Annotated in this window: 12 protein-coding genes; 9 read left to right on the forward strand and 3 right to left on the reverse strand. The window is 71.6% G+C overall.

Going from position 1 to position 14,462, the window contains the following annotated elements:
• Positions 1–32 precede the first annotated feature (32 nt).
• Positions 33–872, reverse strand: coding sequence for a peptidylprolyl isomerase (locus OOZ19_RS19000; RefSeq protein WP_266091471.1), 840 nt, complete (start codon positions 870–872; stop codon positions 33–35).
• 186 nt (positions 873–1,058) lie between these two features.
• Between OOZ19_RS19000 and OOZ19_RS19005 the strand changes: the two genes are divergently transcribed.
• Genes OOZ19_RS19005 through OOZ19_RS19015 form a run of 3 tightly spaced genes read left to right on the forward strand, consistent with a single transcriptional unit; the run spans position 1,059 to position 3,700 of the window.
• Complete coding sequence (locus OOZ19_RS19005) at positions 1,059–1,748, forward strand: MBL fold metallo-hydrolase (RefSeq protein ID WP_266091472.1); 690 nt, start codon at positions 1,059–1,061, stop codon at positions 1,746–1,748.
• A gap of 33 nt (positions 1,749–1,781) precedes the next feature.
• Positions 1,782–3,053: a histidine--tRNA ligase gene (gene hisS / locus OOZ19_RS19010; protein WP_266091473.1), complete on the forward strand. Its 1,272-nt coding sequence runs from the start codon at positions 1,782–1,784 to the stop codon at positions 3,051–3,053.
• Complete coding sequence (locus OOZ19_RS19015) at positions 3,050–3,700, forward strand: hypothetical protein (RefSeq protein ID WP_266091474.1); 651 nt, start codon at positions 3,050–3,052, stop codon at positions 3,698–3,700. The genes hisS and OOZ19_RS19015 overlap by 4 nt, the downstream gene beginning before the upstream one ends.
• 197 nt (positions 3,701–3,897) lie before the next feature.
• On the opposite strand, the gene OOZ19_RS19020 is transcribed toward OOZ19_RS19015, so the two are convergent.
• Complete coding sequence (locus OOZ19_RS19020; protein WP_416309462.1) at positions 3,898–5,088, reverse strand: YibE/F family protein; 1,191 nt, start codon at positions 5,086–5,088, stop codon at positions 3,898–3,900.
• A 570-nt stretch (positions 5,089–5,658) separates the two neighbouring features.
• On the opposite strand from OOZ19_RS19020, the gene OOZ19_RS19025 reads away from it, so the two are divergent.
• Positions 5,659–6,720, forward strand: a complete 1,062-nt coding sequence (locus OOZ19_RS19025; protein ID WP_266091475.1) for an Rv2578c family radical SAM protein — start codon at positions 5,659–5,661, stop codon at positions 6,718–6,720.
• Between the two features lie 336 nt (positions 6,721–7,056).
• Here the strand turns inward: OOZ19_RS19025 and OOZ19_RS19030 are convergent, their stop codons facing one another.
• Positions 7,057–8,076: a hypothetical protein gene (locus tag OOZ19_RS19030; protein WP_266091476.1), complete on the reverse strand. Its 1,020-nt coding sequence runs from the start codon at positions 8,074–8,076 to the stop codon at positions 7,057–7,059.
• Between the two features lie 444 nt (positions 8,077–8,520).
• On the opposite strand from OOZ19_RS19030, the gene aspS reads away from it, so the two are divergent.
• From aspS to OOZ19_RS19055, 5 genes are all read left to right on the forward strand, one after another.
• Positions 8,521–10,329, forward strand: a complete 1,809-nt coding sequence (gene aspS / locus OOZ19_RS19035) for an aspartate--tRNA ligase (protein ID WP_266091477.1) — start codon at positions 8,521–8,523, stop codon at positions 10,327–10,329.
• 123 nt (positions 10,330–10,452) lie between these two features.
• Complete coding sequence (locus OOZ19_RS19040) at positions 10,453–11,388, forward strand: DUF389 domain-containing protein (RefSeq protein ID WP_266091478.1); 936 nt, start codon at positions 10,453–10,455, stop codon at positions 11,386–11,388.
• Positions 11,389–11,646: 258 nt separating this feature from the next.
• Entirely contained in the window at positions 11,647–12,864 is a 1,218-nt protein-coding gene (locus OOZ19_RS19045) for a phosphotransferase (RefSeq protein WP_266091479.1), read from the forward strand.
• Positions 12,861–13,628: a GNAT family N-acetyltransferase gene (locus tag OOZ19_RS19050; protein ID WP_266091480.1), complete on the forward strand. Its 768-nt coding sequence runs from the start codon at positions 12,861–12,863 to the stop codon at positions 13,626–13,628. The genes OOZ19_RS19045 and OOZ19_RS19050 overlap by 4 nt, the downstream gene beginning before the upstream one ends.
• A gap of 403 nt (positions 13,629–14,031) precedes the next feature.
• Positions 14,032–14,400: a hypothetical protein gene (locus OOZ19_RS19055; protein WP_266091481.1), complete on the forward strand. Its 369-nt coding sequence runs from the start codon at positions 14,032–14,034 to the stop codon at positions 14,398–14,400.
• The last annotated feature ends 62 nt before the right edge of the window (positions 14,401–14,462 follow it).

Below are 14,462 nucleotides of genomic sequence, written 5' to 3' on the forward strand. Positions count from 1 at the left end.
CGCGCCGACCGGGCGCGGGCGCACCTCGCGGATCACGCGTCGGCGGTGACCTTCTCGAAGGTGACCTGCTTGTTCGGGTGACCGCCACCGGCCTGGCTGTCGAACGCGCCGTCGTGACCGGCGCGCGCGACGTCGTCGATGACCTTCAGCCCGTCCTCGGAGATCGTGCCGAACACGGTGTAGTCCGGCGAGAGCTGGGCGTCGCCGAAGACCATGAAGAACTGGCTGCCGTTGGTGTTCGGCCCCGAGTTCGCCATCGCCAGGTAGCCCCGGCCGTACTTGAGCTCCGGGAACGTCTCGTCGTCGAAGGCGTAGCCGGGACCGCCGCTGCCGGAGCCCGAGGGGTCGCCGCACTGCAGCATCTGCAGGCCCTCGGTGCTGATCCGGTGGCAGGAGGTGCCGTCGAAGTAGCCCTGCTCGATCAGGTTCGTGAAGCTGTTCACCGTGCACGGCGCCAGCGACCGGTCCAGCGTCAACGGAATGTCACCGACCGAGCTGGCGATCTTCGCCTGCACCGTCCCGGTCGACGGGACCTCGCCGTCGGCGGGCGGCTGCACCGGCTTGGCCGGCTGGCCGTCCGGCTTGTACGTGCAGGACACCGGGTCCGGCAGCGCGGCCGGGCGGGCCGGCGGCGGTGCGAGCTCGGTGGGGATGTCCACCTGCTGGGCGGGCGGCGGCTGTTCCTGCGGGGCGGCGGTCGACTCGTCGCCGCTGTTGGTGAAGTAGACGACGCCCGCGACGGCCAGGATGACCACGGCCACCGTGGCGCCGATGGTGATCATCCGGCGACGCTTGGCCTGCTCGGCTCGACGCTCCAACTGGCGTTCGAGCTTGCGTTTGGCGGCCTGGCGACGTTGTTCGTTGCTCGGCACCTGCTCCCTCCCCGGGGGCTCCGACACGATCAGGACGCTTCGAGTTTATGGGCCGCCCTGTGCACCGGATCGACCAGACCATGCGGGACGATGTTCTAGGCTGAACAGGCCAAGGCCCCTGCCTGCCCGCGTGCTCGGCGCGCGGGCGGCGGTGGAGATCGTGTTCGACGACGAAAGGCGCGTTGCGTGCTGGTGCTCGGGTTCCCGGCCGGACCTCTGCAGGCGAACTGCTATCTGCTCGCCGCGGGCGAGGGCGCGGACTGCGTGATCATCGACCCGGGCCAGGAGGCCGCGGCGGCGCTCGACGAGCAGGTGCGCGACAACGGCCTGAACCCGGTGGCGGTGCTGCTCACGCACGGGCACTTCGACCACGTCTTCTCCGCGGGAGACGTGTGCCGCGCCTACGACGTGCCCGCGTGGATCCACCCGGCCGACCGGTACATGCTCACCGACCCGGCCGCGTCGATGGGACCGCAGGGCGCGGAGCTGTTCGCGGCGCTGCCGCCGCTGACCGCACCCGCCGAGATCCGCGAAGTCGCCGACGGCGAAGCGCTGGAGCTCGCCGGGCTGAGCCTGAGCGTCACGCACAGCCCCGGCCATACCGGCGGGTCGGTGCTGTTCGGCGTCGGCACGGACGAGGGCGGCCGGCTGCTGCTGGCCGGGGACACCTTGTTCGCCGGAGCCATCGGACGCACCGACCTGCCCGGCGGCGACCACCCGACGATGCTGCGCACGCTGCGCACCCGGGTGCTGCCGTTGGAGGACGACACGGTCGTCCTGCCGGGCCACGGACCCACGACCACGATCGGCCGCGAGCGCGCGAGCAACCCGTTCCTGCAGGACCTGGTTCCCGCGAGCGACGAAGCCGGCCGGTGACACCCCCAGCTTGAGGACAGCGAAGCACCCCTGATGAGCACCTTCACCGCCCCCAAGGGCATTCCCGAGTACTACCCGCCGGAGTCCGCCGGGTTCCTTGCCGTGCGCGAGACGCTCGCGGACGCCGCGCGTCGCGCCGGTTACGGCTACATCGAACTGCCGCTGTTCGAGGACACCTCGCTGTTCGCGCGCGGCGTTGGCGAGTCCACCGACGTGGTCAGCAAGGAGATGTACACCTTCGCCGACCGCGGCGGCCGTTCCGTGACGCTGCGGCCCGAGGGCACCGCCGGTGTGATCCGGTCGGCCATCGAGCACGGCCTCGACCGCGGCCAGCTGCCGGTGAAGCTGCACTACAGCGGCGCGTTCTTCCGCTACGAGCGCCCGCAGGCCGGGCGCTACCGGCAGCTGCAGCAGGTCGGCGTGGAGGCGATCGGGGTGGACGACCCGGCGCTGGACGCCGAGGTCATCGCCATCGCCGACGAGGGCTACAAGCGGCTCGGCCTCACCGGATACCGCATCGAGCTGACCTCCCTGGGCGATGACACCTGCCGACCCGAGTACCGGGCGAAGCTGCAGGAGTTCCTCAACGGCCTGCCGCTGGACGAGGCGACCCGGCAGCGCGCCGAGCTCAACCCGCTGCGGGTGCTCGACGACAAGCGCCCCGAGGTGCGGGAACTGGTCGCCGAGGCGCCGCTGATGGTCGACCACCTCTCGGTCGCGGCCAAGGAGCACTACGAGCAGGTCAAGCAGCACCTGACCGACTTGGGCGTCGCGTTCGTCGAGAACCCGCGGCTGGTGCGCGGCCTCGACTACTACACGAAGACGACGTTCGAGTTCGTCCACGACGGGCTCGGCGCGCAGTCCGGCATCGGCGGCGGCGGTCGCTACGACGGGTTGATGGCGCAGCTCGGCGGCGCAGAGCTGTCCGGTGTCGGGTTCGGGCTGGGCGTGGACCGCACGCTGCTGGCCTGCCAGGCGGAGGGCATCGCGGTCGGCGACCAGGCGCGCTGCGACGTGTACTGCGTGCCGCTGGGCGAGTCGGCGAAGCGGCGACTGGTGGCGACGGCGGGCGGGCTGCGGGCCGCCGGGGTGCGCGCCGACGTGGCCTACGGCGGCAAGGGCCTCAAGGGCGCCATGAAGGCCGCGGACCGCTCCGGCGCCCGGTTCGCGCTGGTGCTGGGCGAGCGCGACGTCGAAGCGGGCAGCGCGCAGCTCAAGGACCTCGAAAGCGGGGAGCAGCGCTCGGTGCCGTTGGACGCGCTCGTCGACCAGGTGAGCGCGGCCGTCGCGGAGACCACCCGATGACCGAACCCGCGGGCAAGCCCGTCGAGACGGTCGACCTGGACCTGCTGGACCAGGCCACGGTGCGCAAGCGCGCCCGCAACGTGGTGATCGCCGCGCTGATCGTGGCCGCCGCGTTCGGCGGCATCGTCGGCCTCGTCGCGGGCCCGCTCGGGTTCGCGGTGGGCGCGGCGGCCGTGGGGATGCCGCTGCTGCTGCTGGCCTACGGCGAATCCCGCAAGACCTCGTGGCTGACCGGCAGCGAGGTCTCGGTGCGGGCGCTGGGCACCCGCATGGTCGACCTGCGCACCGCGGACCGGCTCGACGTGGTCATCACCGACGTGCGCGGGATGCGGACCGTGGGGCTGCTGGTCGCGGGCCCGCCGAAGGGCAAGGCGGTGACCATCTCGCTGGCGATGTACGCGGGCACCGGCGGTCGCGAGCTCGGCGTCCTCGCGCTGCGGCGCATCGCGGACGCGCTGGCCTCGGTCGGCAGCACGCACGCGCTGGTGCTCTCCGAGCTCGTGGTCGCCCAGCTGCGCGCCGAGGCGCGCGGTGACGGCGCCGCGGCCCGCCCGCTCTACCGGCTGGCGTCCGCGGCCCCGCAGGGGCGGATGGCGCAGAAGCTGCACCCGCAGGCGGTGGCGGGCTTCGTCACGACCCTCGAGTGAGGGAGCCTCGCGGAGTGCTCTTCGGGCTGCGCCTCGTCGGCCGCGCGGTCGCTGAGCAGTGATCACCTGAGCAGGATGACCACCGGCGGCTTCCTCGCCGCGGGTCCTGCCGCACGCTCATGCGCGGCGGAATCGCCGTCCTCGCGAGGAAGCCGCCGAGGTTCCGCGACAGGCCCGCTGCGCGAGCCGCCTCCCGCTCACGCCGTCGGCGGCCGGGGCGGTCGGGGGCGCCGGGCGGCGACGCGGGTCGTGGCGCTCTCGGCCGCCGCAGAGCCGACCCGCTCGGCGGCGGTGCTGCGGGCGGTGCCGCCGGTTTCGCGGGCCGCGACGAGCGCGGCGATCAGCGTGGTGATCGGCACCGCGGCCACCAGGCCGATGCTGCCGACCAAGGTGCGCACCACCTCCTGCGCGACCGCCTGGGTGCTGATGATCTCGCCGAAGCTGCGCCCGGACAGCGAGTAGGCCAGCAGCAGCGGCAGCGAAGCGCCCGCGTACGCGAGCACCAGCGTGTTCACCGCGGACGCCACGTGGTCCCGGCCGATCCGCAGCCCGGCGCTGTAGAGCTTGCGCCAGCCGAGCGTCGGGTTGGCCCGCCGCAACTCCCACACCGCGCTGGTCTGGGTGACGGTCACGTCGTCGAGCACGCCGAGCGCGCCGATCACGATCCCGGCCAGCAGCAGCCCGCGCGCGTCGATCGGGGTGCCCAGTGCGGCGATGAGGCTGGAGGTGTCGTCGTCGAGCCCGGTGAGCCGGGTCGTGGCGGAGAACAGCGCGCTGAGCCCGCCGATCAGCGCCAGGCTCAGCAACGTGCCGAGCACGGCCGTGGACGTGCGCGCCGAGAACCCGTGCGTCAGGTACAGCACCACGAACATGATCAGCCCGGAACCGACCACCGAGACGAGCAGCGGATTTTCCCCAGCGAGGATCGCGGGCAGCACGAAGCCGATCAGCACCACGAAGCTCAACACCAGCGCTCCCAGCGCGGCGAGCCCCTGCCACCGCCCGAGCAGCAGCACGGCGACGGCGAACACCAGGCCGAGCACGATCAGCGGGTTGCCCCGCTGGAAGTCCACGACCTGGTAGGAGGACTCCTCCTCCGGGTTGGCGCCCGCGTAGGAGAGCACCACCTGGTCGCCGACGGCGAAGCGAGGAGTTCCGGGTTCGGTCGGCATCACCTGGGCGATGGTGCGTCCGGGGTTCGGGCCGTCGGCCATCCGGACCTGCAGGGTGACGCAGCCACTGGAGTCGCCGCAGCCGCCCGCTTCGGCGGCGATGACCTCGCCGTTCACCGGGTACTGGCCGAGGCCGAGGTCCGCGCCGGTGCGCTGCTGGTGGCCGAAGGGGTAGAGCAGGGCGGTGCCGATGATCGCGGCCAGCGCGAACGGCACCAGGGCGATCGCCAGCAGGCGCTTGACGGTGCGGGAAGCAGGGGGACCGTCGTGTCCGTGTCCGTGTCCGTGTCCGTGTCCGTGCCCGATGGCCGTGGAGCCGGAGCCGGGCTTGGCGCTCGGTTCGGGAGCGGCGGCCTCCTCGTCGGCGGCCCGGTGCGCGGCCCCGCCGCGGCGCTCGCCGGCTTCGGGGGCGGCAGGGCGTCGTCGCGAGCGCGGCCCGTTCGCAGCGGGTCCGCCCGGCTGCGAGCCGGATTGAGGGCCGGACTGGGGCCCGGTGCGCGGACCGCCGCCCGGTCCGGACGCGGAACCCGCCGGGGGTCCGCCGGAGTCCGGTCCGGGCCGTCGTGGCGGTTGCGGTCGGCCAGGCCGGGGTCGGCGATGCTCTCCGCCGCCGGGAGGCCCTGCTGGAGGCACGTCGGTCACCGGCCAATCGTATGGGGTGCTCGCGTTCGCGCACCGCCGCTCCGTCACCGCGCGATCACCGCAGCGCACCGCACCGGCACGGCGCCCCCATCGGGCGAGGTGAACACCCTGGACAGTTCATCGAAAATGTGTTCGACTCGAAGTATGCGATGGGAGAGCCAGCGGGTTTCGGACGAGCGGGAGCAGCCGCTTCCACTGGTGGTCGACACCGGCGCGTCCGCGCGCGGCACCGGCAGGGCGGGGCTGGCCGAGCCGGGTCCGGGGCCGGTGGCGGCGGGCACCGAGGACGCGCTGGCCATCGAGGTTCGGGCCAGATCGATCATCAACCGGGTGCCCGGCGGCTCCGGCGTGCCGTTCCGGTGGACGATCAACCCCTACCGCGGCTGCTCCCACGCGTGCCGGTACTGCTTCGCGCGCAGCACGCACACGTATCTGGACTTCGACTCCGGGCACGACTTCGACAGCAAGATCGTGGTCAAGGTGAACGCCGGAGCGCTGGTCCGGCGGGAACTGGCGCATCCGCGCTGGACGGGCGAGGCGGTCGCCATGGGTACCAACACCGACCCGTACCAGCGCGCGGAGGGCAAGTACCGGCTGATGAGGGAGATCATCGCCGCGCTGCGGGACCGGGCGAACCCCTTCTCGGTGCTGACCAAGGGCACGTTGATCCTGCGCGACCTGGACCTGCTGCGGCAGGCGGCCGAGGTCGCCCCGGTGTCCGTGGCGGTGTCCCTCGGTTCGCTGCAGGAGCAGGTGTGGCGGGCGGTGGAGCCGGGTGCGCCGTCGCCGCTGCGGAGGCTGGACGTGGTGCGCCGGCTGGCGGACGCGGGCGTGGGGTGCTCGGTGATGATGGCGCCGATCCTGCCGGGGCTCAGCGACACGCCGGAGCAGTTGGACGAGACCGTCGCGGCGCTGGTGGGCGCGGGTGCCACGAGCATCACTCCGCTGGTGCTGCACCTGCGACCGGGTGCGCGGGAGTGGTATCACGCCTGGCTGAGCCGGGAGCGGCCGGAGCTGCTGCCGTTGTACGAGCGGCTCTACCGCAACGGCGCCTACGCGCCGAAGTCGTACCAGGACGGTGTGGTGGAGCGGGTGCGCGCCGCGCAACGACGGCACGGGATGTGCGCGCGGCGGGGGGAGGCGAGCTTCCGGATCGCTGGGGGCGAGCGGGCGCCGGACGGCTCCGGTCAGCTCACGCTGCTGTGACGGCGGGAGGTCCAGTCCAGCGGGTGGCGGAATCGGCAGGGCGAGCGATTCGAGCTCGGCCGGGACTCGCGGAATCCGGAGTGGTGAAGGCGTTTTCGAACGCGCGGAATCAGTATTGAAAACCGTTGTCGAAATACCGACCAAAGTAGTATTGGGTCGCTGATTTCTTTCGCGTGAACTATTCGTGTCGGCGATCGAATCCGCAGGTCGCGAGGTTCGTTCCCGGGCGGTGACGGCTACTCTGAGTGTTGGATCGACTTCCTCTAATGGAGCAGTGGCGCGGGTCGAGGCGTCAGGCGACCGGGGCGGCGACGCGCGCCGCCCGTCCTCGGTCGATCAGTGCCCGTCGAGCAGCGCGCGGCGCGACGGCTGCCAGCGGACGCCGAACACGCCCATGCCGAAGTCGAGCGTGACCGCGTGCGTGCGCGCGTGCCGGTCCAGCGACAACGGCTTCGGCTGCGCGGTCTCGTTCGCCGCCGAATCGCCGACGAAGCTCTCCACGTGCTCCGGCGGGCAGGACGGGTCGAACTCGAGCTCCACCACGTACTGGCGCACCGGTAGCCGGAACAGTCGGCAGAAGGTGTGCTCCGGCTCGTTCGCGCCGGTGGGCATGTCGGAGATCTCGTACTCCAGCAGCATCGTCTCGCCGCGCTCCAGCGGGCGGTCGAACAGCAGCTCCGCGACGATCACGTCCCGCGCGTGGTCGGTGAGGACCTGGCCGATCCGGCACGACCGCAGCGGCCGGATCGTCGGCGACACCGGGCTGGTCGAGGCGCCGTCGAACATCACGACCCAGCGGTCGGCTCCGTTGGCCTCCGCGCGCACCAGCTTGCTCGCGCGCACCATCCGCTGATCGCCGTAGGCGTCGATGTGCACCACGTCGTGCTGCGAGAGCCGGGTCAGCTTGCTGTCGTGGCTGGTGTCGATCCGGGTGAGCAGTTCCACCGCCGACTCGTTCTCCGACCACAGCTCGCTCAGCGGCGGCGCGTCGTGCGCGGCCTGCCTGGTCCGGCCGCGCGGACGTGGCGGTCCGAGCAGCGCCGACAGTGCGCAGTCGGGCACGCCGAGCACGTTCTCCAGCTGCTGCAGGGCCAGCAGCGAGTCGGGGCGTTCCGGGCGCCGGCGGCCGGACTGCCAGTAGCTCAGCGCCGTGATGCTCACCGGTGTTCCGCGGGATTGCAGGCGGTGCTGGATCCGTTCCAGGCTCAACCGGCTGGAGCGGATCGCCGCCCGCAGCGCCACCTCGAACGGTCCGGTTCGCAGAAGTTCGGCGAGCTCGGGTGAGACCTGCGGCGCCGGGTCGCTTCGGACGGCAGTGCGCGACATGGAACGGATGTCGGTCTTCGGACCGGTCATGGTTACTCCTCGTGTCCGCCGAACTCGGGGCCTTACGCTAATGAGTGAGACTCGGTGGCGCAACGATCAAGTTTCGGTTCCCGCCACCTACTAAAGTGTGAGGCGAATTCGCGGACTTTCTGCAGGAGGCCGTTATTTGCTCCAGCGGCCCTCTTGACATCACGAAGCGGGCCACTGCGAAACGACCGCGTCCAGTGCGCTCTCCAACGGTCCCGAGGGGCACCGGACTCGGGCGGTGAATCGGCGGGCCGCCGAACCCCGACCGCCGTCACCGCGAACAACACGCCGCGCGGAAACCTGCTGGACGGCCTCCCCGCCCCGTTGGATAACCTTGACCTCCCATTGCGTCCGCGCAGGACGGGCACCTCTAGTCGTGTGCACCCTGGCGGACGCCTCGCTCAGTCGTCGCCAGCCGACTCGAACTCGAAGAGGAGCTCAGTACCCGTGATGCGCACGCACGAGGCCGGATCGCTTCGCGCCGGTCATGCCGGGCAGTCCGTCACCTTGGCAGGCTGGGTGGCGCGCCGTCGCGATCACGGTGGAGTGATCTTCATTGATCTCCGTGACGCTTCCGGTGTCGCCCAGGTGGTCTTCCGCGAAGGCGAGATGGCCGAGCGCGCCCACCGGCTGCGGGCGGAGTTCTGCGTCCGCATCACCGGTGACGTCGTGCGCCGCCCCGAGGGCAACGAGAACGCCGAGATCGGGACCGGCGAGATCGAGGTCTACGCCACCGAGCTCGAAGTCCTCTCCGAGGCCGCGCCGCTGCCGTTCCCGCTGGACGAGCACCTCGAGGTCGGCGAGGAGATCCGGCTCAAGCACCGCTACCTGGACCTGCGCCGCGCCGGACCGGCCAAGATCATGCGGCTGCGCAGCGACGTCAACCGGGTCGCCCGCGAGGTGCTGCACGAGCGGGACTTCGTCGAGATCGAGACGCCGACGATGACCCGCTCCACTCCGGAAGGCGCCCGCGACTTCCTGGTCCCGGCGCGGTTGCAGCCGGGCAGCTGGTACGCGCTGCCGCAGTCGCCGCAGCTGTTCAAGCAGCTGCTCATGGTCGGCGGCATGGAGCGCTACTTCCAGATCGCGCGCTGCTACCGGGACGAGGACTTCCGGGCCGACCGGCAGCCGGAGTTCACCCAGCTCGACGTCGAGATGAGCTTCGTCGAGCAGGACGACGTGATCGAGCTCGGCGAGCAGATCATCGCCGGGCTGTGGAAGCTGATCGGGCACGAGATCACCACCCCGATCCCGCGGATCACCTACGCCGACGCGATGGCCCGCTACGGCAGCGACAAGCCCGACCTGCGCTTCGGGCTGGAGCTCACCGAGCTCACCGAGTACTTCGCCGACACCCCGTTCCGGGTGTTCCGCGCGCCCTACGTCGGCGCGGTCGTCATGCCCGGCGGCGCGAGCCAGCCGCGGCGCCAGCTCGACGCCTGGCAGGACTGGGCGAAGCAGCGCGGCGCCAAGGGCTTGGCCTACGTGCTGGTGGGCGAGGACGGCACGCTGTCCGGCCCGGTGGCGAAGAACCTCTCCGAGCCCGAGCGCGAAGGCCTCGCCAAGGCCGTCGGCGCGGCACCGGGCGACTGCGTGTTCTTCGCCGCGGGCGAGCGCGCCCCCTCGCGAGCGCTGCTGGGTGCGGCCCGGCTGGAGATCGGCGAGCGCTGCGGCCTCATCGACCACGACGCCTGGTCGTTCGTGTGGGTGGTGGACGCGCCGATGTTCGAGTCCATCGCCGACACCGACGACGTCGCCGTCGGCACCGGTCGCTGGACCGCGGTGCACCACCCGTTCACCGCGCCTAACGCGGACTGGGCCGAGGACTTCGACCAGGACCCGGAGAACGCGCTGGCCTGGGCCTACGACATCGTCTGCAACGGCAACGAGATCGGCGGCGGCTCCATCCGCGTGCACCGCGGCGACGTGCAGGAGCGGGTGTTCTCGGTGCTGGGCATCTCCGAGGAGCAGGCGCGGGAGAAGTTCGGCTTCCTGCTCGACGCGTTCAAATTCGGCGCGCCCCCGCACGGCGGCATCGCCTTCGGCTGGGACCGGATCTGCATGCTGCTGGCCGGGGCGGACTCGCTGCGCGAGGTCATCGCCTTCCCGAAGAGCGGCGGCGGTTTCGACCCGCTGACCAGTGCGCCCGCGCCGATCACGGACGCGCAGCGCAAGGAAGCCGGCGTGGACGCGAAGCCCGAGGTGAAGCCGAAGGACTCGGTGCCCACCGAGAAGCTGACCGAAGAGCAGAGCTGAGAAGTCCGTTCAGAATGGTCTGCGTCGTGGGTCGCTCAGCCGGACCGCAGCGGGTCCGCCGCTGACGGGACGGCGAACGAGGACCAGTCCGGAAGGACTTCCGAGGCCGAGGCGGGGTTCGTCGTGCTGCACCTGCGGATAGTCAGCCCACCGGAGCGGACCGAGCAGGTGCTGGCGGTGCTGCGCGAGCAGCGCGGCACCGCCCACCTGTGCCTGCTCCCGCAGGCGGCGCTCGACCCTCCCGGCGACGTCATCGAAGCCGACGTGGCCCGGGAGGCCGCCGACGACGTCCTCGACGCCATCGCCGCCGACGAGCTCGCCCAGGTGGGCGCGGTGCAGCTCACCGACGGCGGGACGGTGCTGTCCGAGCGTGCGGAGCAGGCGGAGCGGGCGGCGCCCGGCGACCCGTCGGACGCCGTGGTCTGGGACGACCTCATCGCCCGAACAGGTGAAGAGGCCCGGCTCAGCGGCACGTTCGTGGCGTTCCTGGCGCTGGCCTGCCTGCTGGCCGCGGTCGGGGTCATCACCGACTCCGAAGTCACCGTGGTGGGCGCGATGGTGGTCGGTCCCGAGTTCGGCCCGCTGGCCGCGGTCGTGGTCGGCATCGCCCGGCGCCGCTGGGAACTCGTTCGGCAAGCGCTGCTGGCGCTGGGCGTCGGGTTCCCGGTAGCGATGGTGATCACCGTGGGCGCGACCTTGGTGGGTGAGGCGCTGGGGTTGATCAGCCCCGGTTCGCTCGCGGACAACGACCAGGTGGCGTTCGTCTACCAGGTCGGCTGGGCCTCGCTCGTCGTGTCGTTGCTGGCCGGGGCGGCGGGAATGCTGTCGCTGACCTCCGCGAAGTCGGCGGTGCTGGTCGGCGTGTTCATCTCGGTGACCACGGTGCCCGCCGCCGGGTACGCCGCGGTGGCCGCGACGCTGGGCGCCTGGGACCGGTTCCTGGCGTCGACGGCGCAGCTCGCGGTGAACCTCACCGGGATCGTGGTCGCGGCGTCGCTGGTGCTGCTGGTGCGCTCGTCGCGCAGGCGCGCCGGGGATTCGGCGGTGCCGATCGCTTGAGCGCCGGGCCGTTCGCCCGCGGCCGTTCGAGCTTTCTTCTCACGGATGCAACGCGAGCGTCCCCCGGCTCCGTCAGGGTCAACGTGGGAGAGCCGGGCCGGTGCGCGGCGACGTCGGGTGGGCGTCCTCGCGCACTCGTCGGGGTGGCTGTGATTCAGCCGGATGAGCGCGAACGGTGCGCGCGCTACTACGAACGGTGGCGCACTTGACCGGTCTTGCCCATTCGGGTTCAGGTTGTGGGGGTAGTGTCTGGAGACGATGAGCGTGGAGATCACTTCCGGCCCTCCGGAGGTCCGAGTGCCCGGCAGCACCACGGTGACCGACACCGTCGGCACCGCAGAAGCCGTGCTCAGCAAGCGCATGGGAGCTCCGGTCCGCCTAGCCGATGCCGAGGACCTGGGCGGCAGCGAGCGCTCGGTGGTGCTGCGCGTGCGGGTCGCCGAGACGCCGTACGAACTGCCGCGCACCCTGGTGCTCAAGCACTACGGCGACTGCCCGGAAGAGGCTCGCTCGGATCCGTTCGCGCACGAGGCGGCGAGCTGCCAGCTGGCGACGGCGCTGCCCCCGGAGATCCGCGTCGGCCCCGAACTCATCGCGCACGACGCCGACCGGCGGCTGCTGGTGCTGGAGGACCTGGGCCGCGGCTCGACGCTCGCGGACGTGCTGTTCGGCGAGGACCCGCGGGCCGCTGAGCGCGCCCTGCTGGCCTGGGCTCGGGCGCTGGGCAGGCTGCACACGACGCTGGCAGGCCGCGAAGCCGACTTCGACGCGCTGATGCGCCGGGTGGGCGCGCGGTCCTGGACGGACCCGGTGGCCGACGACATCGTGCGGTCGCTGACCGATCTGCCCGGACTCATCGAGCAGTCGCTGGGCGTGAGCACGCCGCCGGAGGTGGTGTCGCGGCTGCAGACGGCCGCCGAGCTGCTGAGCCAGGGCCGCTACCGCTCCTTCAGCCCGTCGGACATCTGCCCGGACAACAGCCTCGTGACCGGGACCGGGGTGCGGTTCCTGGACTTCGAGTGGGGTTGCGTGCGCGACGTCGCGCTGGACGCTGCCTACCTGCAGTACCCGTTCCCGTCGTCGTGGTGCTCGTACTCGCTGCCGGAGAACCTCGCGGACGGGATGCTGGCGACCTGGCGCTCCGAGATCGCCGAGGTGTGGCCGGAGCTCGACGACGACGCGGTGCTGATGCCGCGGCTGTTCAACGCCCAGGTGCTGTGGGTGTGGGTGTCGACGTGGTGGTTCCTGCCCCGCACGGGGGAGTCGGACCGGCCGATCGACTTGCACATGCCGTCGCCGCGCCGCAGCACGGCGCTGGTGGACCGCTGGCGCAAGCTGCGCGACGACGCGGTGGACTGCGGTGAGCCGCAGCTGGCCGGATACGCCTCGGCGATGGTCGACGCGCTGGTGGAGCGGTTCGGCGCGGGCGCGCTGCAGCTGCTGCGCTACCCGGCGTTCCGCGACGAGGAGAAGTGAGCGGTTCGACCTCGTGCTCGCCGGCGATCGGCGCGGTCGATCGGATCTTCGAGGTCGAGCGGGCCGCTGCTGACACGTGGCCCGCGACGACGGTGCTGGAGTCGGAGGGCTGGCTGCTGCGGCACTGCGACCGGCTGCGCCGCGGCCGTTCCAACTCGGCGTTGCCCCCGCGCCACGTCCGCGACCTCGAATCCTCGGTCGACGAGCTGGTGCGGTTCTACGTCGAACGTGAAGCGCCGCCGTTGGTGCAGGTCGGCCCGATGCCGTGGCACGCGGAGCTGGACGAGCACCTGGCCGCGCGCGGGTTCCGCCGGGACGGGCCGGTGCGGGTGCTGACCTCCGAGGGGGTGCTCGACACCGCGGCTCCGGACGTGCGGGTGCGCCTGGACGCGGAGCCGACGCCCGGCTGGCTGGCCGCCTCGGTGGCGGCGGGCGGACGCGCGGAGCCCGCGCTGGCCGCCATCGGCGGCCCCGTCCGCTTCGCGACCGCCGAGGTCGACGGCGTGCCCGCGGGGGTCGGCCTGTTCGCGGTGCGGGGTTCGTGGTGCGCGGTGTACTGCATGGCCACGGTCGCGGGATTCCGCAGGCGCGGGATCGCCCGTTCCGTGCTGCGCGCGGGTGCGCGGTGGGCGCGGGAGTCGGGCGCGGCGGAGCTGTTCCTCCAGGTGGCGGCGGACAACGAGCCCGCGGTGCGGCTGTACGCGAGATGCGGTTTCGAGTTGTCGCACGAGTACCACTACCGTGTTGCGGATACGCGGATTTAGTTCAGCGCTCACCTTTTCGCAACTTGGGCCTGTTCGGGGCCACTCGTTCGGGCGCGAAGTACCCGAGCAGGTGGAGAACATGTAGCGAAACGCGCATGTCCAGGCGGTGAACGGGTGTCCCGCTTGCGGCTAGGTGAGTGAAGCGGTTTTAGTGCATTAATCTTTCTTCATGTTTGGGGTGATGATCACCCTTGCATTTACACTGGGGGCATCGGATAGGTTGTGTCGAGCAACCGGTAGCCCGTTCCCTCAAAAGCGAGGGCGGTGCGCCGGCTGCAGGCGCCGGAGTGAGTGGTCCCGCGCTGCGGCGGGACGAAACCGCCGGCATTCGGGACACCTCGGCTGGGCATCGTCGCCCCCGTTCTCCGTCGGCCGCGGGTTCGAACAGGTTTCTCCAGGAGGCATGATGCGCACCAGGATCGTGAGGGCGGGGTTGTTCCTGCTGTTCACGGTTCTGCTCGCGGTCGTGGTGCCGTTCCAGTCGACGCTGTGCGCGGAGCTGGCGGTGCGCAACACCTCGGAGATCAAGACCAACGAGATCAAGGAGCACAGCGAGAAGCTCCGCCAGCGCCCGATGTCCGCCTCCCCGTCCCGGCGGGAGGACCGGAAGCCGGAGCCGTTCGGGCCGCTGCCCAAGGTCTTCCAGCAGGACTTGGCCGCGCGGCACGCCCCTTGCGCCTCCAGCGAGGCGGTGCACCCGATCTCCCAGCCGGGTGCGAACTGCGTCCGGGAAAGACATGCGCCCGCCGTGCTCCAGGTCTATCGGCACTGAGCACGTATCCGCGATGCGGATACGTCCGAACGTCCATGACCTTTCTTACGTCCAGTGAGGCG

The sequence above is a fragment of the Saccharopolyspora sp. NFXS83 genome (assembly GCF_026241095.1).
In the GTDB taxonomy this organism is placed as follows: domain Bacteria; phylum Actinomycetota; class Actinomycetes; order Mycobacteriales; family Pseudonocardiaceae; genus Saccharopolyspora_C.

Coding starts and splice junctions, on each gene's coding strand:
- OOZ19_RS19030 (WP_266091476.1), bottom strand. CDS start 8,076: ATGACCGGTCCGAAGACCGACATCCGTTCCATGTCGCGCACTGCCGTC.
- OOZ19_RS19055 (WP_266091481.1), top strand. CDS start 14,032: ATGATGCGCACCAGGATCGTGAGGGCGGGGTTGTTCCTGCTGTTCACG.
- OOZ19_RS19025 (WP_266091475.1), top strand. CDS start 5,659: ATGCGATGGGAGAGCCAGCGGGTTTCGGACGAGCGGGAGCAGCCGCTT.
- OOZ19_RS19045 (WP_266091479.1), top strand. CDS start 11,647: ATGAGCGTGGAGATCACTTCCGGCCCTCCGGAGGTCCGAGTGCCCGGC.
- hisS (WP_266091473.1), top strand. CDS start 1,782: ATGAGCACCTTCACCGCCCCCAAGGGCATTCCCGAGTACTACCCGCCG.
- OOZ19_RS19015 (WP_266091474.1), top strand. CDS start 3,050: ATGACCGAACCCGCGGGCAAGCCCGTCGAGACGGTCGACCTGGACCTG.